This is a genomic window from Pseudoalteromonas galatheae (assembly GCF_005886105.2).
In the GTDB taxonomy this organism is placed as follows: Bacteria; Pseudomonadota; Gammaproteobacteria; order Enterobacterales; family Alteromonadaceae; genus Pseudoalteromonas; species Pseudoalteromonas galatheae.
Window position 1 is genome coordinate 72,123 of record NZ_PNCO02000002.1, and the last position, 20,133, is coordinate 92,255.

A 20,133-nucleotide genomic window follows, 5' to 3' on the forward strand; every position below is an offset into this window, starting at 1 on the left:
TCGGTGACCTTATTTATCAAATCAACTAACTGAACAACGAATTTTGAAGTCGGAGATGATTCATGGGTAAAATTATTGGAATCGATTTAGGTACTACTAACTCTTGTGTAGCGGTACTTGATGGTGATAAGCCGCGCGTTATTGAAAATGCTGAGGGCGACCGCACAACTCCTTCTGTTATCGCATTTACAGATGATGGTGAAACACTTGTAGGTCAGCCAGCGAAACGCCAGGCGGTAACTAACCCTAAAAACACACTTTATGCTATCAAGCGTCTAATTGGTCGTCGTTTTGAAGATGAGGAAGTACAGCGTGACCTTAGCATCATGCCTTTCAACATCGTAAAAGCGGACAACGGCGACGCTTGGGTTGAGGTACGTGGTGAGAAAAGAGCTGCACCTCAGATCTCAGCTGAAGTTCTTAAGAAAATGAAGAAAACAGCTGAAGATTTCCTTGGTGAGGCAGTAACAGAAGCCGTTATCACTGTTCCTGCATATTTCAACGATTCACAGCGTCAAGCAACTAAAGATGCTGGTCGTATTGCAGGTCTTGAAGTTAAGCGTATCATCAATGAGCCAACAGCCGCAGCACTTGCTTACGGCATGGATAAGAAACAAGGTGACAACGTTGTTGCAGTATACGACTTAGGTGGTGGTACATTCGATATCTCAATCATCGAGATTGATGAAGTTGAAGGCGAGCACACGTTTGAAGTTCTAGCAACTAACGGTGACACTCACTTAGGTGGTGAAGACTTTGATAACCGCGTTATCAACTACCTAGTTGCAGAATTTAAGAAAGACCAAGGCATCGACCTAAAAACTGATCCGCTAGCGATGCAGCGTGTTAAGGAAGCAGCAGAAAAAGCGAAGATCGAGCTGTCTTCTGCACAGCAAACTGAGGTAAATCTACCTTATGTTACTGCTGATGCAACAGGTCCTAAGCACATGAACGTTAAGCTAACTCGTGCAAAACTTGAGTCACTAGTTGAAGACTTAGTTGCGCAATCAATCGAGCCGCTAAAACGTGCACTAGCAGATGCTGATCTTTCTGTAAGCGACATCAATGATATCATCCTAGTTGGTGGTCAAACACGTATGCCACTTGTACAGAAGAAAGTTGCAGAGTTCTTCGGTAAAGAGCCTCGTAAAGACGTAAACCCTGATGAAGCGGTAGCGGTTGGTGCTGCTGTTCAAGGTGGTGTACTTGCGGGTGACGTGAAAGACGTACTACTACTTGACGTTTGTCCTCTATCTCTAGGTATTGAGACTATGGGTCAAGTAATGACTGCGCTAATCGAGAAAAACACGACTATTCCTACTAAAAAGTCGCAAACTTTCTCAACAGCAGAAGACAATCAGTCAGCAGTAACAATTCACGTACTACAAGGTGAGCGTAAACGTTCAAGCGATAATAAATCTCTAGGTCAATTCAACCTAGAAGGTATTCGCCCGGCGCAACGTGGTGTGCCACAAATCGAAGTTACTTTTGATGTGGATGCAGATGGTATCTTACACGTATCTGCGAAAGACAAAGATACAGGTAAAGAGCAGAAGATCACAATCCAAGCTTCTTCAGGTCTAAGTGACGATGAAGTAGAGAAAATGGTACGTGATGCAGAAGCAAATGCTGAAGAAGACAAAAAGTTTGAAGAGCTAGTTGGCGCTCGTAACCAAGCTGATGCGCTTGTTCATGCTACACGCAAACAAGTTGAAGAAGCGGGTGACGACCTTCCAGCTGATGACAAGACAGCAATTGAAGCTGCACTTGGCGAGCTAGAAACGGCAATCAAGGGCGACAGCAAAGAAGAAATCGATGCTAAGACACAAGCACTAGCAGAGAAATCTCAGAAGCTTATGGAAATCGCTCAAGCAAAAGCGCAGGCTCAACAAGCTGGCGGTGATGCAGGTGCCCAACAAGGTTCAGCGAAAAAAGACGACGACGTAGTTGACGCTGAATTTGAAGAAGTTAAAGACGACAAGTAATTGTAGGTCTTGAAGGAGGGCGCGCTGGCTGTATGGCTTGTCGCGCCCTACGTGTTTATAAATTAGACTGTTGTCTGGCATTAATTTGCAAGCGACAGGGCTCGGCAGAGTTTGCAACGATGTAAGTTGCCAAGAAAGAGTAGTGTGATAAAAATGTCTAAACCTGACTATTATGAAGTATTAGGTGTTGCGAGAGACGCCAGTGAACGTGACATTAAAAAGGCGTATAAACGCCTTGCAATGAAATATCACCCTGATCGTACTGCTGGTAACGCTGAACTCGAAGCGAAATTCAAAGAAGTAAAAGAAGCTTACGAGATATTGACTGATAGTCAAAAACGCCAGATGTATGATCAATACGGCCATGCAGCTTTCGAACAAGGTGGTGGTGCTGGTCATGGTGGATTTGGCGGCGCTGGCGACTTCGGCGATATTTTTGGGGACGTATTCGGTGATATCTTTGGTGGCGGCGGTGGTCGTCGTCAATCAAGACAACAGCGTGGTGCGGATTTAAGATATAACCTAGAGTTAAGTCTTGAAGAAGCGGTACGTGGGAAAGAAGTTGATATCCAAGTGCCAACTTGGGTGAGCTGTAAACCATGTGATGGTAGTGGTGCGAAAGCCGGTTCTAAGCCTAAAACTTGTACAACCTGTCATGGTGCAGGTCAAGTACAAATGCGTCAAGGCTTCTTTGCGGTACAACAAACTTGTCCAACCTGTCAGGGTACAGGTCAGATCATTTCAGACCCGTGTAACAGTTGCCACGGACAGGGCCGTGTAGAGAAAACGAAGACACTTAATGTTAAGATCCCAGCCGGGGTTGATACGGGTGACAGAGTTCGCTTATCTGGAGAAGGCGAAGCGGGTGCACATGGTGCGCCAGCTGGTGACCTATATGTACAAGTGAGTGTGAAAGAGCACCCAATTTTTGTACGCGATGGCAATAACTTATATTGTGAAGTGCCAATTAGCTTCACAACGGCGGCACTAGGTGGTGAGATTGAAGTACCGACCTTAGATGGCCGTGCGAAACTGAAAATTCCATCAGAAAGTCAAACAGGCAAAATGTTCCGTATGCGTGGTAAAGGCGTTAAGTCTGTGCGCAGTGGTGCGGTAGGTGACTTAATTTGTAAAGTTGTCCTAGAAACGCCAGTAAACTTGAACGAGCGCCAAAAAGTGCTTCTTCAAGAGTTTGAAGAGTCTATGGGTGAAAACAACGGTAAGAATCGTCCTAAAGCTCAAGGCTTTTTCGACGGCGTTAAGAAGTTCTTTGATGACTTGACCAAGTAACCCGAACTTGTTTGAAAATGCCCGCTGCGATAGCGGGCATTTTTGTTTTGGCGATTGGTGCGCCTTATCGCAAGGCGATAGCATGAATCTTTATTTCTTGATATAACTGATGCCTGCTAAACGGAGTTTGTAATGACACCTGCAATAAATCTACTTAAGAAGGCGAAAGTGGCGTTCCAAGTGCTGCAATTTGAGCACGATCCTAACGATCATGACTTTGCTAATGAAGCTGCGAAAAAGCTCAATCTAGACCGAGAAAAAGTGTTCAAAACACTGTTGATTGACGTTGATGGTGAATTGCATGTAGCCGTTTCTCCTGCCACGCAACAAGTTGATTTAAAAGCTTTTGCCAAAGTATGTAAAGGGAAGAAAGCACAGCTTGCTGATCATCAGATCGCGCAAAAGGTTACTGGCTATTTAATTGGTGGAATAAGCCCGTTTGCACAGAAAAAACAGCTGCCAACTTTACTTCACGAGAGTGCTTTAGCATTCGAGCAAATTTATGTTAGTGCAGGCAAGCGGGGAGTCGAAGTGGTTATTGCGCCCTCAGATATAAAAGCGATTTGTAAAGCGAAAGTCGCAAATTTTTAATTCTTCATTTCATAAAAGCACAGCTTCAACAATTTGCTTATTAACCTGAGGTTTGGATAAAAAAATATTTCAACTCATTGTTTCTAAAGAATAAATTAGTTTTTCCTTGTCTAGCCAGAGAGTTTTAGGGAAAACACCGCTTCCGCGTCGTGCTCTCGCTAAGGTACCTACATCCTGTAGGCAAGGAGAATTTACGCACCAATATCTGGCTATTGGAAGTGAATTCAACGCAGTCAGCGCTAAAACGGGCTGCTAGAAAGGCATTAATTATCCGCAGCTCAGGTTTATTAGTCAGTAAATTTTCCCATAACTCAAAACTGCCACTATCGCTTTAGACAAAAAACAGGGATCGGATTATTAGCTGATTGAATCGATATGCTAGAAAGCAAGTGCGAAGGTAATATCGTTGATACTGGAAAAATAGTTTCCATGATCCAACCTGTTTTGGTTTAATAAAAACTGGGTGTCGAGATATCAGTGAGGATACATGGATCAAATACTAATTATAATTGGAGTATCGATATTCGGTGCTTTGGGTTCAATTCATTTGGTGTATACGTTTTTCACTGAAAAATTTAATCCTCATGATGCTGCTGTAGTTGCCGCCATGAAAAATACGTCACCATTAATCACCAAAGAAACTACAATGTGGCGTGCTTGGATAGGCTTTAATGCTAGCCACAGCTTGGGTGCGATGTTGTTGGCTGCTATTTATATTCCATTGGCCGTTAACAACTTTGAGGTTATCAAAGGCTCTCTTTGGTTTTCACTGCTACCAATTGTTGTTGGCATATCATACTTAATCTTGGCCAGAAATTATTGGTTTAAAATCCCATTTGTTGGTGTACTTACTTCCTTGATATGTTTTCTGATCGCGGCATGGCTGATCAACACATGACAAGAGGCACTATTCGGCTCATTAGATGCGCACTTACTACACTCGCCTGTGTGGCGGGCATTAATGTTTTTAGATGAAACTTCTAAATTTAAGAAGCTGGGATAGTGCGCCACCTAAGAGCTCACTCACCTCGAACTTATTAATCCATATTGTTATCTTGGCTATTTCACCTTAGCTAAATAACTTTGAGTTATTGCAGACATTGTCTTTATGAGATGCTACGGATAGTCATTCTATATGTTATAGGTAATAGATAGATGCATAAACTGTGTGGTGCTGAGTAATCTGCGCTTGAGCAATAACTAACAAGTCCGCCATCCTTCCTTACGAAATATAGGGAATGTTTTGTCATGCTTACAAGTGATTTTGTCATGATAATAGGCAAAATCTCAATTTCAACTTACAGATGTAAGCCATTAATTTCGCAGTCATTTATATTAATCACTCGATAATTCGGTAAAAAAGGCGTTAAAAAGTTAGATAGAGTAATTGATCTAAACGAATTTTTATGCCGTAATGTAAGTATATCTATCTGGTCGGATGAGTTAATTATGAGCCTAAGAACGAATTTAAGAAAGATCCTCCCAAGCATTTCAATCACAGAACAAGAAGCATTAGATGCCGGTGATGTTTGGTTAGAAGGGTCAATTTATCAAGGTAAGCCTGACTTTTCAGCGCTGCGTGCTGTACCTGAAGCTAAGTTAAGCGCAGAAGAGCAAGCCTTTTTAGAAGGTCCAGTTAAAGAATTAATGGGTATGATCGATGACTCGGAAATTCAAAATGGCAAACACCTGCCAGAGCATGTGCTTGAATTTTTGAAAAAAGAGAGATTTTTCTCTTTGATCATTCCAAAAGAATACGGCGGTCTAGAGTTTAGCCCTTATGCAAACTCAACGATTGTAGGTACAATTGCGACTAAATCCTCTGCGGTAGCGGTAACGGTGATGGTTCCTAATTCACTAGGTCCGGGTGAGTTATTGTTACATTACGGTACTAAAGAGCAGCAAGCGCACTATCTTCCTCGCTTAGCAAACGGTCGTGATATTCCATGTTTCGCGTTAACAAGCCCTGAAGCCGGTTCAGATGCGGGTGGCATTCCGGACCAAGGTATTGTTAAAAAGGGCATGCACAACGGCGAAGAAGTACTTGGTCTTGAAATAACATGGGACAAACGCTACATCACACTTGCGCCGATTGCGACAGTACTCGGTTTAGCATTTAAAGTATTGGATCCTGAGGGATTACTAGGCGGTAAGAAAGAACTAGGGATCACCTGTGCGTTAATTCCACATGACCATCCGGGTGTGCAACTTGGTAATCGTCATGACCCTATGGGAATACGCTTCTATAACGGCACAACGCGTGGTGAAAAAGTTTTTATCCCAATGGACTTTATTATCGGTGGCCAGCAGAATATCGGTCGCGGCTGGCAGATGTTGGTTAGCTGCTTAGGTGCTGGACGTGGTATTTCATTACCAGCGCTAGGCGTATCAACTAGCCAAGTCGCACTGAAATCTGCATCTGAATATGCTGCGGTACGTGAGCAATTTGGCCTTTCGATCGGCCAGTTTGAAGGTATTCAAGAAAAGCTTGCGGACATTGCAGGCAAAGCATACATGCAAGAGGCAATGCGAGTGTTAACAACAGAAGGCTTAGGCATGGGCCTTAAGCCATCTGTAGTAACAGCAATCGCAAAATACCACATGACTGAAACTGGTCGCGATGTGTTGGACTCTGCAATGGATATCCTAGCGGGTAAGGCCATTCAAAACGGTCCTCAGAATACCCTTGCAAGCGGTTATGTCGCTCAGCCAATAGCAATCACCGTAGAGGGTGCAAACATCCTAACGCGTAATTTGATGATCTTTGGTCAAGGTGTAATGCGCTGTCACCCATATCTACAGTCGATGGTTGAATCTATTCACAGTGAAGAGAAAGATGCCGACAGTAAATTCCGTGGTATTTTGACAAAAACAGTTAGCTATAGCGTTGCCAACAGCTTACGCGCTTTCAAATACGGCCTTATGCCTTTCACTGCTGATGCAAAGTCACCATTACCAGAAGTGCGTGCTTATGAAAAAGCCGCGCATAGATTAGCAGCGAAGCTTGCGGTATATGCAGACTTCTCACTACTTGTGCTAGGCGGAAAACTGAAGCAAGCAGAAATGCTGTCAGCACGCCTTGGTGATGTAATGAGTCACTTATATGCAGCGATGGCTTCAATCAAATACTATGAGCAGAAAGTAGCGGTAGCAGAGCGTGAGCAAGCAGCACCTTATTTCCATTATGCGACAAGGCATGCACTTATGAGTGCTGAAGAAGCGCTGCATAAGTTCTTAGACAACTTCCCGGCAAGTGGTACTCGTAAATTTATGCGTGTGATCACGATGCAGTTTAGTGGTAAACAAATGCCTAAGATTAATGATGATATGATCAGAGAGTTAGCCGCTGCAGCGCAAATGGATACACCGTTCAAAGCGCAGCTTACTCATCTTGTGAAACCGACAGCGGGTGATGGTCATGATATCAATGAGCAAGCATATAAAGCTAAGATGGGTTGTCTTGACCTGCTTGCCAAAGTTAAAAAGGCAGTTCGCAAGCGTGAGATCCAACCAGGTGTTCGTTTCGAACAAACCTTAGATAATGCACTCGTTGGTAACCTTATCAACGAGGAGGAGTACGCAAAACTGGTTGATTACAACCGCAAGCGTGAAAAAGCAATTCGAGTGGATGAGTTCGACTTCGATTTAAACTTGTTAGATGAACAAAGCGCGAAAGAAACAGTCAAGCAAGCAGTGAATGAGTAAGTTAAACAAATAACTTTTCTGTAAAAGTAAAAGCCCTTAACCATTCGGTTAAGGGCTTTTTCATGTTGGGTAAAGATAATAACACCAGCTATAATTAACGAGCACTGTAAAACGGTTTGCTTATTGTACCAATTTGCCTTAATACTCGCTCAATTTGAAGGCGCATATCTGACGCTAACAGCGTTAAAGTTTTGTTATTTAGAACAACTAAATAGCAAAACTTTTGCCTTGCCTACATGGATGTAGGTACCTTGGCGTGAGCAGGATGCGGAAGCGGTGTTATCGACAAGATTTTCTCGCCTTAAAAGAGATCTCTTAGTTATGCAAGTCGGTATTCGTGATAGTAAGTAAAGGGTTGTACTGTGTTTGAGTAACCTGAATTGGACAATAAAAAGATTGGCTTTTATTGAACAAGTCTCAGGTTAAATAACAAAAAGGTGTAACACAGTGAAAATAAGTATTCCAAGCGATGTAATTTCTGTGCCTATTTCAACACAGCAAGAGCAACAATTATGGAGCGGTTGTGGTGATATGTTATTTATCGATCATGATGCTGGGAAGCTTGCAATTAAGCGCACTAAAGTCCCCAGTGACATTGCACATCAGAGAATTGAACAATCTTCAGTGGCGCTTGCGCGTAAAGCTAAGTCTTATCAGGTAGAACGTCACTTTTACAAGCATCATGCATGCGAGTTACTCTCACCCTGCAATACGCCTAGTTATTTAGGTGAAGGGGTAAGTGAAGGGATGGACTACATCATCTTTAGAGACTTCTCAACTCAAGGTTTTTCGCAAACTACTAAGCCGTCCGAGTCACAAATATTAGCGGTGATAGGGTGGTTAGCTAAATTCCATGCTCACTTTTTACAAAGCCCCGCAGAGCATGTGTGGGAACAAGGAAACTATTGGCACCTAGATACACGGCCAGATGAGCTTGAGCGAATGCAGCACAGTAGTATTAAACAAGCGGCACCTCGATTACGAGATCGCATCAAAAATAGCCATTGGCATACTTGGATCCATGGCGACGCTAAACTTGCTAACTTTGCCTTCAACGGTGACCAAGCGCTAGGATTCGATTTTCAGTACGTCGGAAAGGGGATTGGTGTGTCAGATTTAATGCTGTTTATTACGTCTGTACTGGACGAAAAAGCGCAGCTCCTCCATGCCGATGAGTATCTCAAGTTGTATTTGGATATGTTGAGAATAGAATTATTGGGCAAAGCGGCCTCGATTGATATTGCTCAGATCCTTTCCGAGTGGGAATTGTTGTGGCCGGTAGTGTGGGCTGACTTTTATCGTTTTCTGTTGGGTTGGAAACCGGACCATGTAAAAATTAATGATTACATGAAATTTCAAACGGAAATTGCATTACAACAGGGATAACCAATGGCTATAGCCTTATTCAGTGCGTTAAATTGGGCTGCATTTGATTTTTTACGAAAAAGGCTAGCAAGCTATTATTCAGCCGCGCAAATGTCGGTGATATTTAGTCTCTTAGTCTTACCTGCATACATTGGTTATTGGTTGGTTGTTGACAAACAGCTCCCAAGTTCCGCTTATTTAGCGCCAGCGATAGCGAGCGGAGTTTTGGCTGCAATTGGTAGTGTAAACTTTATTCAGGCACTTGCGCTTGGACGCATGGCGGTTATCCTGCCTCTTTTATCCATCACTCCAGCACTTGCTGGCGTGTTTGCTTGGCTGCTGCTCGGAGAACCTTTAACCCTACTGCAGTCAGTGCTAATTGCTGCGATTGTCCTCGCTTCGTTTTTATTGCAAGGAGGCAGATTCTCTTTTCAAGAACCTGGTGCAAAACAAGTTGCAATCACCTCTGTTTGCTGGGGGCTTTGTATCGTGTTCGATAAAGAGGCTTTGCAATACAGCTCGCTCTCTTTTCATGCTGGGTTTCTAACCTTTATGGTATTTTTTGTTAATCTGATCTTGCTCCGACCACAGTTTAAAAATCAAAATTTCCGCGCACATTGGTTACTCTGGGCTATTTCTTCGGTGGTATTCGCTGCTGCAGTTCTCTTTCAATTGCAGGCGTTAACGGAAATTCAGCCGGGGCTTGTTGAGGGGTTGAAAAGAGCCATTGGCATAGTCAGTGCGAGTGTGCTTGGGATGTGGTTCTTTAAAGAGGTAATTTCAACAAAAGAATGGCTTATAATCTCCGTTATTCTGTGTTGTAGTGCAATGTTGGCGTTAAATAGTGGCGCTTAAGCGCCACTTAAAACAACGCACTTATTTACATTGCGCGACTTTAGTCCAAACGTTTGAGTAGATCTCAGGGCTTGCGCCTTGTGACCAGAACGTAGCACGGTATTCAAAACCCTTGAATGAAACTCGGTCGCCCGTATTATAGAACTTAGTTGCACTCCATTCTTGGATACCATTACACCCAGCCGGTGCATCACTAACGGTAACTGCTAGGGTCTTAGAAGCAGTTCTGTTGTTTGCAGCTGTCACAGTGAGTGTCACTTGATATGTACCAGCACTAGCGTAGGTGTGTGATGGGTTGGTTTGTGAGCTTGTTGCACCGTCACCAAACTCCCACTGATAACTACCTGCTGTTGATTGGTTGTTAAATGTCGCTGTGAGGCCGGACACGCTGAAGTTAAAGTTTGCATTGACTGCACCTGAGGTATCACAACCATTATTTGTTAAATAATCAACCGCCGCTTTTGCTTGTACAATACCATGGCCGTAAGACGTATCACGGCCTGCTTGGCCTTTGTCTTTTGCTGTTGTATTCAACACTTGGCGAATCTGCTGAGCAGTACATTGCGGGAAGTGGCTCCACACTAAGGCAGCGACACCAGAGACATGCGGCGTTGCCATTGAAGTCCCGCTAATACTGCGATACGCGCCATTATTCCATGTTGAGTTTACACCAACACCTGGGCCTGCAATTTCTACTTGGCTGTTGTATTGAGAGAAAGAGGCTTTTGACTCAGAACGGTCTACTGCTGCTACAGACACGACTGCATTATACGATGCCGGGTAGCTCAACGAGCTATTACCCGCGTTGCCAGCAGCTGCAATATGTAGCATGCCGCGCTGATAACTTTGTTCAAACGCATTACGCTCTGCTGTAGAGCTGCCGCTACCACCTAAACTCATGCTGGTTACATTGGCGCCAGCCTGCTCACACTGTTCAATTGCTTTAATGAGATCGGAACCATATGCCCAGCGGCCTTGGTCATTAAACACCTTAACAATATGAAGACCTAGTTGCCCTGATGGATTTACCCCAACTACACCTGTACCATTACCACCTAAAGCGGCGATTGTGCCGGCAACGTGTGTTCCGTGGCCGTTACCATCGTTACTCCACACACCTGTGTCGTAGTTACCATAGCCGTCATTACCAGTAACGCCTGTGTTAGGTAAGTCTTGATGACCTAGCGTATAACCTGTATCCATAATACAGACTTTACGGTTGCCGCTGTAGCCATCAGATACTTGGTTAGCTTGCACCATATTAATACCGTAAGGTGTGGTTTCAGCAAGTAAATCAATTGCTGAAGTTTCTACGCTTGGCAAATAACGTTTAGGGTCAATTTCTACTTGCGCAACATTGCCGCTTGCTTGTAGTTGTTGCATTTGCGCAGAAGAAACTTCGGCAACATATGCATTAATGCTTGGCAATGTGTTGACTGCCGCTGTACCTAAGGTTGAGTAAGCAACTTCAGACAACGCCTGTGCTTTAAACTGCACCGTTTCTGCTTGATTTAAGCGCACTGGCAGAACATTTGGTGTTGCACTGTCTTTTAACGTGACGATAACGCGCTGTGTATCTGCGTGAGCAACTGAAAGGCTTGCACAAACGCAGGCACTGAGGGTTGAAAGCTTAAGAAGTTTTACTACTATATTACTGTTTTTCATATTTCACCTGTTTTACATGTTGTTTACGTTTGTTACTAAAACAGGTGTTGACATCGCTGTCAATGTGCGAAGATCAAACAGGTTTAAATTGCATTATATTTCTTGGTTTTGTTTAATGCATTAATTAATCTTTCTTAAATCCTCAGTTCTTTACATTATTATTGTGATTATTTTTATTAAGTGAGTGAGTTAGTTCTGTAATGGTAAATTGCGCTGGATCGTTAATGTAACGTAAAAAGTCCAGGTGTTCAGGAAAGTTTCCATGTATGGCATGATACAAAGGTAGGGAAGCGTCATTCAACGATTCGAAAATAGATAAGGTTACGCTGTCTATTGGTGTGAAGTCTCTATGATATTGTGCTAGTCGAGCTAAGGTATAGGCCCCAAGCAACACATGCCCTCCAATCGAAACATCTAACTTAGGCGCAATACCTTCATCCCAGTTAATCCCACCTATGACGATCTTACGGTTTAATTCTTTAGCAGCGAGTAATGCGCCATAAGCAATAGGATCATTGGCAGCCCAAACTGTTGTGATTGCGGGATCTCGCTGTAACCACGCTTTAGTGAGTCGATAAGCTTCATTCTGAGACCATTGACAATTTGCCTCTGCGATTAATTCTAGCTCTGTATGGTGCTCAAGATAAGCACGCATGCCTTTTTGTCGGTCTAATGCCGCAGTCGTCGCCACGTCACCTAGCAAAGCTAATACATGTTGCGATGGATTGGAGGACCTAAGCGCTTTTCGCGCAAGTTGACGCATTAATTTAAAACCAGCTTGGAAATTGTCTGGCTCAATGGTGCCAATAATTTGGTGTCCTGCCTTTAACAAAGCCACTTCCTCTGTTTTGGTCGGTCCATTAAGCAAGAAAATAATCTTAATGTTGGTGGCTTTAGTGTTTAACAAATAGGGAACGACACTCGACTTTTCGTTAACCAGCACAAGGTAATCAGCATCACTTTTCAAGGCTTGCTCTACGAGCGATTTCATCAGAATATGGTTGCGCTGTGCATAACTAATTTTGAGGGAAATATTCATGTTAGTAGCGGCCGCAGTCATCACGTTGCTGACGTTATACCAAAAGTCCCCAGTCGGGTTTTTTGTTGCAAAGCCGGGGTTTACAAATTGAACGTTGAATCGTTGTGCAGATAGCGCGGCCATCGGCGATAAGAGTAAAAAGATGAACAACAATTTTCGGATCATAAGTCTCTACATTTTTTGATATTCAAAAAGTGTGCTGCTAAATACGCTACAAGTATAGTTTGCGCTAGAATTGTAGCGTTATCTGCCTGTGTTTTGAATGCTATTCAGGGTAAGCATATTTTTCATAGCATTGAATTTAGCTCATGCGTTAATTGCTTTATACTAGCGGGCAAAGAGTAAGGGGACTTTGATGAGAAAAATCGTATTTATATTCGTGTTGTTGTTTTCGATGTCAGGGGTTGCGCATGAGTCAAGTGAACTGAATAAAACCATGAAGGAAATGGGGCATATTTATAAGCAGGCTATGGAAGCGCAATCAGCTCATGAAATGCAAGCGCACTTAACTGAGCTAACGACACTCGTTAATGAAAGCAAGCAATTTCAGTTTAAGCAAGAGGTGTCTGCCGAGTCAGTTGAGGGCTTGAATAAAGTACTCGAAACCATTACTAAAGCGAGCCAAGAAGTAGACTCGGGAAGAGTTGAGAAAGCCCGTGAAATGCTATTAAAAATTGATAAGTTGAGAAAGCAATACCACAAACTACATGAGCCGCCGAGCTTTTGGGAATTATTATTCGGTAGTTAACCTGAGATTCGAATAGTTATCCTATCGCTGTGGTTATTTCTTGTTCTATCACAACAGCTTGGCTTATCGATCTTGGCTTTAGTTGAACATGACAAAATACTAGCGAGCCGTGGCTTTATCTCTCAGGCTCGTTAGTCCTCCATAAGATCCAAAAGCGATGAAATAGCCTTATCCTTTTCTGCACTTATTAGAAATTACGCAAAAATCTACTCAAAAGAAGTTGCATTATCAATTGGAACGATCCAGTATGTTTGTTTTTAATCTGGGAAATTTCAATGAAAACCTCCTCATTAGCCAGTCTAATTTTACTTTCATTTTGTAGCTCCTCATTAGCGAATGCCAATGCGCTCTACGACATCACCGAACGCGATACATTCTCTGTAACGAGTGACGTAAAGGAGCAGATCCAAGGTGAGGGGATAGAGCAATTAGTTGATAGGTCACAAAAAAGCAAATTCTTATCTAAGCAATCCAGAGTTGAGATTGTATTTGATCTGAAAGACGTAAAAGCGCTCAGACAATATAGTCTCACCTCAGCCCAAGATGCACCCGCCCGAGACCCAAAGCATTGGACTGTAGCCGTATCTATAGATGGCAAGGCGTGGCAAGAGGTTGATAAGCGCAACAATATGGTATTTTCAAGACGGGGTGAAACGCTCGCTTTTGACCTACCCAAAACAACGGATGCGAGGTACGTGCGCTTTACTGTAGCACAAGAAGGTAAAACACAGTGGGGCGACCGCTTTTTGCAAATCGCTGATCTGGCGCTCTATGCACAAACAAACTTACCGCTGGCAAATTTTACTGCAGATAAAACCGTCGCCAAGCTTAATGAGCCAATTTCTCTGCAGTCGATATCTGCAAACTCACCTACAGAGCTGAGTTGGAAGGTTGAGGGCAAAACGATGCTGCCAACCACAAAAAGTGTTGAAGTAGTTTATGACAAGCCAGGTAACTACGATGTTACTCTAATGACTAAAAATGCGCATGGCTCCGACCTTAAAACCCGAGCAAACTATCTAAAAATATACGATCCAGCTCAACCATGGAAAGGCTTTGAGCCGCCAAAGGTCAAAGTGGTTATCGAAGATACTGAGTCGGCAGGGTCGAAACGTCTGCAAGCACTATTTCCTGATATAGCCAGTACGGTGGATGACGTAACTCGCCAACTGGCCCCTAGGTTGTACAAACACTTTGCAGAGCTGCCAGAGTTTGAGCAAGTTACATTTAGGCTAAAGTGGATGGACACAATAGCGTATCGCTCTGGAGACGAAACAAATATGGAAATCGTGTTTAGTTCAAAGTACATCACCGAAAAACTGGCTGCACAACCAGATGAGCAAGTGGAATACGAACTCCTTGGTGTGCTCTGGCACGAACTTACCCATGGATATCAGCTATTTCCAAAAGAGCGAAGTTATTCTGAGCCCGATGTACATGCATTTATTGAAGGAATGGCGGATCTCATTCGCATTCAAGCGGGATATCATAAAACCCGTTCACCTAAGCCGTCGGATTCTTGGGTTGGCGGATACACAAATACCGGGTTCTTTCTCGCATGGCTCGCTGAGTCATATCCAGATTTTGCCTATCGTTTTAATCAAACTGCGGTAGAAATAGAGGATTGGTCATTTGCAGATGCAATAAAGTCAGTTACTGGAGAGTCTCTTGATAAGCTCTGGTCTCGCTATCAAAGTGAGCTAACTGCCGAGAAATTGCAGTGAATCAGTAAGGACTAAATAATTACAATTTGTCATCACTGTGCTGTAAATGTACATAATTTGTTGACAGACTTGTTTTATTGCTCATAATTGGAACGTTCCTTTTTTGATTTCTTCCTGAAGCTTTGTTGGTTTTGCTACGGGAGGAATAAAATTTTAATAAAAAAATTGGAACGTTCCTTTAAATTGTGGGGGTCTTATGACAACAATAATATATAAACATAGCCTGATCGCCGCTGCTGTTCTAGCAGCGGTAGCAACTAACTCAGTAACAGCCGCAACAGAAGAACAAGCAAAAGAAATAGAACGCGTTGAGGTGACAGGATCTCGTATCAAGCGTATCGCCATTGAAGGTGTGACCAATGTTCAAAGTCTCTCTTCCGCTGATATGGTCAGAAGTGGGTTTAACACAGTATATGACGCACTGAGTAGCATTTCCGCAGCCAGTGGCGCTGTTCTCGGTGAAGTAGAAACTGGCTCCTATACACCTGGTGCCAAAGAGTTAAACCTATTAGGTGTTGGACCTGAATACACACTTATTCTCGTTAATGGCAAGCGCTTGGCTTATTACCCAATGCCTTACGGTGGCCAAACTAATTTTGTTAATCTCGATATGTTGCCAACGGCGATGGTTGAACGCATCGATATTCAATCTGGCGGCGGCTCTGCAATCTATGGTTCGGACGCAATGGCTGGAGTAGTCAATATTATTACCAAAAAAGGTATGGACGAGCATGTCGTTGAAGCATTCTACGGCCAAGATACTTATGGTACAGGGGATAAAAAAGGCTTGTCGTTTGTCGGTGGTTTTGAGCAAGACAACTTTACGTTTGACTACTCACTAGAATACAAGACGGAAGAGGCGTTAACTGGTGCCGACAGACCTTTTCATGACAGTGTTTGGGATAATCCAGACCCAACAAACAAGCGAGAGCTCAATCGTTCAATTACCGTATGGGCAGAAAACACCGAGTTCAAAAATCAATATTCAGCGCAGTACTGCAACACAGATGACAATCCACACCCGACTGCGGTTCAGCACTTTATTAGCCGCAATGACTACGGCCTAAGCTGTGGGTGGGATGAAACCGGTAATAATTTGCTCCGTAACCAAGTTGAAACCATGAGTTTGTATATCAACTCGGTGTACAGTATCAACGACGAACACAGCTTTTTTGTTAACGGATTTTATATCGACCAAGAAAAGAAAGGGGCACGAAATCCATTCTTCTTTGCTCATGCAGAGTCAATTCACGGATCCATGTATTGGGATCCTGATATCAAAAATAAAGCTGGTGGCTATGGCGCTCCAGTTAAGTATATGTGGCGAATAGTGAATGATTCAGAATATACAAATGATGGTTTAGGTCGGGTATACGATGATAAATCTTATTCATTTAGTTTTGGTCTTGAAGGGGAGATAGCAGACTACTATTACTCCGTTGGTTTTAGCCGTTCACAATACGATTTCTCTGATAGGTACTTGCACCACACGGTTGAAGGAAATAACTGGCTAAAAGGACCAAAGTTGGGAGAGGTTGATGGCATGCCAATCTACCGTCCGAATTACCAAGCTTTTTTTGCGCCTCTGACCCAAGACAATATGTATAACATGGCTGATTGGGCAACCTACGATGGCTTATCGTTCAATGAAACCCTAACTGCAGATCTGTCCGGGGATTTATTTGAATTGCCAGCTGGATTTGTGTCTTTTGCAGCGTATATTGAGCTGATGAAAGAAGGGACGAGCGCGACGCCAGATAGCAGAATACTAAATAAAGAATTTGTCGGTCTAACTGGTGTTATCACCGATGGTGAGCGTAACCGTTATGCAGCTGCGACAGAATTTATGATCCCTATTACTGAACAGATCTCTAGTGAAATAGCACTGCGTTATGACCACTATGATGATATTTCTGATGTTGGTGGAGCATTCACTTATCAAGTTGGTTTTAAATACTCTCCCACTGACGCGTTGATGCTAAGAAGTGCATATGGAACAACGTTCCGTGGTCCTAGCATGAGTTCAGTATATCAAGGGTTTGCTGGTAACTTTGGACGAGGCTCGGACAGAGTGATTGCAGATGCTTGTCTACGTTTTCAAACCACAGGGGATCCCGCTCAATATAATGCTGATGCATTAACTATCAGTTGTGCAGACTTAGACACAACAAATATCAACGAGCCAAAGCTAGATGCTGACTTTGAGACAATCTCGGCAGGCGACCCAACTTTAAAAGAAGAATCTGGTCATTCATTAACCTTTGGTCTGGTGTATGAGTACTCCCCTGAGCTGTCATTCAATGTTGATGTTTATGACATTGTCTTAAAAGACAAAATTACTCGACTTGGGTCTGGCGAAATTCTTGATAATGTCTGGAAGTGTGAAAACGGCCTAATCGATTCGTCTTCAGCTAAATGCGCCAATATGCAAGACAGAGTACAGCGTTTTGACCAAGATGGTTTGGCAACCGACTGGTTAGGAAACACGAAAAAAGGGTTACCGTACACCGCAGCTATTATCAGAGAAGGTTATATAAACGCCGCGGAAAGGCAGCATGGCGGCGTCAACTTTGGTGTGAAGGGCACGTATGAGTCAGAATTTGGCGATTTCATTTATAAGCTTGACTACAGCCATGTTTTAAAGAAAAAAGAAAAGCTTCGTCCCGAAGATCCTCTTGAAGATGTGCTAGACAGTCAAGATAACTATAACTTCAAAGATATGGCATCGTTTAACCTGACTTGGCAGTTGGAGAAGACCGCAATTTCATGGCAGGTAAATTATAAAGGAAAAAATTGGAACGGTGCTGATTTTGGTCAAAGAGAAAAGTTACCAGCATGGATAAAGCATAACCTAACCATTGGTCACTATATCAATGACAACACGCGAGTGATGTTTACGGTTCAAAACTTATTAAATGCGATGCCGCCTCAGGACGCCTCGTTTAGAAGCTACCCATTCTATAAAGCGGGTAATTACGACACGAACGGGCGCGAGTTCTTACTAAAAGTTAACTACCAATTTTAATAATAAAGGGTAACGAAATGAGAAAATTAATGCTATCAGCGGTGGCAATGGCCGTCGCTGCGACACTTATAGGCTGTAATGATGGGTCTGAATTTGTTGAACGTGATAAGCCTGAACAAACTCAATCATCCGGGCAGCCAGACTCTGGCGCACTGCGTAATATCACCTCAGATACTGGAGTTGAGATTGAGGCTATTTTAGCGGATGGTGTACAAGCCTCACCTGCAGGTGAAAGTGTCGACAAACTTATCGACGCTAACACGAGTACAAAATTCCTGGCTTTTGCGTCAAACGTCACTGTAGTGTTTAAAGCCGCGACAGAGATTGAACTTAGAGAATATAGCTTTACGTCAGCAAACGATGAAGCGAACCGAGATCCAAAACAGTGGGTCGTATATGGCTCAAATGATAAAACAGAGTGGGTTGAGCTGGACTCAAGAGCGGGAGAAGTATTCTCTGCTCGAGGACTGACTCGCAATTTTGAATTGGCCGAAAGCGGCGAAAAGTATCGCTACTTCAAATTTGATTTAGTACATGGTGGTACAGATAGCTATGGTGCTGATATTACGCAACTAGCGGAACTCGAAATCAAAACGGTATCGGATATTCCTATCGTCGCATTTAATGCGACAAACACGACTCCTGAAGTCTCTGAGTATATTGTTTTTAGAGATGAGTCGTTGGTTAATCCGACTCACTGGCAGTGGACATTTGAAGATGGTATTCCTGCAACAAGTACAGAGCAAAACCCATTGGTTAAGTTTGAGGCATTAGGGCCAAAAACCATCACACTGGTTGCAAGTAACGACAAAGGGGAAGCGGCATTAGTGCAGCAAGACTTTATCCGTGTGTGGGATCCAGTCTCGCCATGGGCAGGGTTTCCAGAGCCTGCAATTGAAGTAAAAAAGGAACTACCAGAGCACCCAGGACAGCTGGCGCTTGAACGTGCGGTACCAGATCTAAATGCCCTTATTCATGAGATCTCTTTGAAGATTGCCAAGCGCTTATTTAATAATGTAACCGAAATCAATGTTTTTGAGCACGTTACTTTTATCACTGGAGACTTTGATGCGCCTGCTTCAAAGGCCGGTGAAGGCAAATTTATGGAGCTTAGGTTTGATGTTAAGCACATCGCCAACCTAGAGGGTCTTGGAGATGAGGCTATTCGTAACGAAGTCATTGGCGTGCTGTGGCATGAGCTGACTCATGGCTACAATAGTGTTCCGGCAGAAGGAGAATATCGTCCGGGCACGGATTATCATACCTACCTTGAAGCGCTGGCTAACTTTATTCGAATAGATGCTGGTTACTTAGAGCATAGACGCGCTGGAGTTCGCTGGATGGAGCACTACAATGTTGATGCTTACGATCAAACAGCATTCTTCTTTGAGTGGGTAGAAAACAGTCATCGTAACACGGATTTTATCCGCAAGTTTAATGCGGCAGCAAAAACGCTTGATCCGTGGAGTTTAGACACCGCTTTTAAATCTATATTTGGTGAACAGCGTGGCATTGATGCGGTATTTGAAGAGTATCAAGTCTACCTTGCAAGCGTCGGTAAGTTACCACCAGTACCACTTGGGTATCAGAACTTTGCACCCACTAGCACTCAGGTAACAACAAACGGAACCGCACTTGTGCCTTTTAATGAGGGGGCAGATAAGCTTAATGATAGAAATATTACCTCTAAATTTAATGTGGTGTTGGAAGCCCCTGCTTGGCTTGCACAATATGCACCTGACTTGTTGCCGATAAAACAGGTTGATAAGGCCCAGGTTAACTATGTGTTTGACAGCGCTAAAACAGCAAAATACTACTCATTAGCGACAGCGGGAGACAACCCTCATCGCTTTCCTAACGCGTGGCAGCTACAGGGCTCAAATGATGGTACGAATTGGATTACACTAGATACTCAACAGTTCAGCGAACTACCTAATACGATGGAATACTATAGCTTTGCTATCGAGAGTCCAAATGCGTATACCCATTATCGTTTGGAACTTGAGCATACCCGTGAAGGCGGTGGAATTGGCGGCGCTAGCGGACGCCTAATTCAGCTAGGCGAATTCTCATTGTGGGAAGCAAAAGAATAGCTTTTTAGTTAAAAGGTGGGCAATGCCCACCTTAAAAAGTGCTTATTT

General features: G+C 43.3%; 13 protein-coding genes. 11 read left to right on the plus strand and 2 right to left on the minus strand.

Annotated features, from left to right (window positions below; translation table 11 throughout):
* The first annotated feature begins 62 nt into the window (after positions 1–62).
* The 7 genes from dnaK to CWC29_RS18490 all read left to right on the plus strand — a co-directional run bounded on the left by dnaK (position 63) and on the right by CWC29_RS18490 (position 9,791).
* Positions 63–1,985, plus strand: a complete 1,923-nt coding sequence (gene dnaK, locus CWC29_RS18460) for a molecular chaperone DnaK (RefSeq protein ID WP_128726631.1) — start codon at positions 63–65, stop codon at positions 1,983–1,985.
* 153 nt (positions 1,986–2,138) lie between these two features.
* Complete coding sequence (gene dnaJ / locus CWC29_RS18465) at positions 2,139–3,275, plus strand: molecular chaperone DnaJ (protein WP_128726630.1); 1,137 nt, start codon at positions 2,139–2,141, stop codon at positions 3,273–3,275.
* Positions 3,276–3,407: 132 nt separating this feature from the next.
* On the plus strand, positions 3,408–3,866 hold the full coding sequence (gene ybaK / locus CWC29_RS18470; RefSeq protein WP_128726629.1) for a Cys-tRNA(Pro) deacylase: 459 nt from the start codon (positions 3,408–3,410) through the stop codon (positions 3,864–3,866).
* A 487-nt stretch (positions 3,867–4,353) separates the two neighbouring features.
* On the plus strand, positions 4,354–4,764 hold the full coding sequence (locus tag CWC29_RS18475; protein ID WP_128726628.1) for an LIC_13387 family protein: 411 nt from the start codon (positions 4,354–4,356) through the stop codon (positions 4,762–4,764).
* A gap of 551 nt (positions 4,765–5,315) precedes the next feature.
* Positions 5,316–7,571 carry an acyl-CoA dehydrogenase gene (locus CWC29_RS18480; RefSeq protein ID WP_138521350.1) on the plus strand — a complete coding sequence of 752 codons (2,256 nt, stop codon included), beginning with the start codon at positions 5,316–5,318 and terminating at the stop codon, positions 7,569–7,571.
* A gap of 447 nt (positions 7,572–8,018) precedes the next feature.
* Entirely contained in the window at positions 8,019–8,957 is a 939-nt protein-coding gene (locus CWC29_RS18485; protein WP_138522874.1) for a phosphotransferase, read from the plus strand.
* A 3-nt stretch (positions 8,958–8,960) separates the two neighbouring features.
* On the plus strand, positions 8,961–9,791 hold the full coding sequence (locus tag CWC29_RS18490; protein ID WP_138522876.1) for an EamA family transporter: 831 nt from the start codon (positions 8,961–8,963) through the stop codon (positions 9,789–9,791).
* Positions 9,792–9,812: 21 nt separating this feature from the next.
* Here the strand turns inward: CWC29_RS18490 and CWC29_RS18495 are convergent, their stop codons facing one another.
* Together CWC29_RS18495 and CWC29_RS18500 are read right to left on the minus strand one after the other, a co-directional pair.
* Positions 9,813–11,456, minus strand: a complete 1,644-nt coding sequence (locus tag CWC29_RS18495; protein ID WP_138522878.1) for a S8 family serine peptidase — start codon at positions 11,454–11,456, stop codon at positions 9,813–9,815.
* Between the two features lie 142 nt (positions 11,457–11,598).
* On the minus strand, positions 11,599–12,660 hold the full coding sequence (locus CWC29_RS18500; protein ID WP_138522880.1) for an ABC transporter substrate-binding protein: 1,062 nt from the start codon (positions 12,658–12,660) through the stop codon (positions 11,599–11,601).
* Between the two features lie 190 nt (positions 12,661–12,850).
* Between CWC29_RS18500 and CWC29_RS18505 the strand changes: the two genes are divergently transcribed.
* The 4 genes from CWC29_RS18505 to CWC29_RS18520 all read left to right on the plus strand — a co-directional run bounded on the left by CWC29_RS18505 (position 12,851) and on the right by CWC29_RS18520 (position 20,085).
* Positions 12,851–13,243 carry a cytochrome b562 gene (locus tag CWC29_RS18505; protein WP_138522882.1) on the plus strand — a complete coding sequence of 131 codons (393 nt, stop codon included), beginning with the start codon at positions 12,851–12,853 and terminating at the stop codon, positions 13,241–13,243.
* A gap of 275 nt (positions 13,244–13,518) precedes the next feature.
* Positions 13,519–14,967 (plus strand): basic secretory protein-like protein, encoded by a 1,449-nt coding sequence (locus tag CWC29_RS18510; RefSeq protein WP_138522884.1) that lies wholly within the window; start codon positions 13,519–13,521, stop codon positions 14,965–14,967.
* Positions 14,968–15,163: 196 nt separating this feature from the next.
* The gene (locus tag CWC29_RS18515) at positions 15,164–17,992 is read left to right on the plus strand and encodes a TonB-dependent receptor plug domain-containing protein (RefSeq protein WP_138522885.1); all 2,829 of its coding nucleotides are present in this window, start codon (positions 15,164–15,166) and stop codon (positions 17,990–17,992) included.
* 17 nt (positions 17,993–18,009) lie between these two features.
* Entirely contained in the window at positions 18,010–20,085 is a 2,076-nt protein-coding gene (locus tag CWC29_RS18520) for a basic secretory protein-like protein (protein WP_128726619.1), read from the plus strand.
* Positions 20,086–20,133 lie beyond the last annotated feature (48 nt).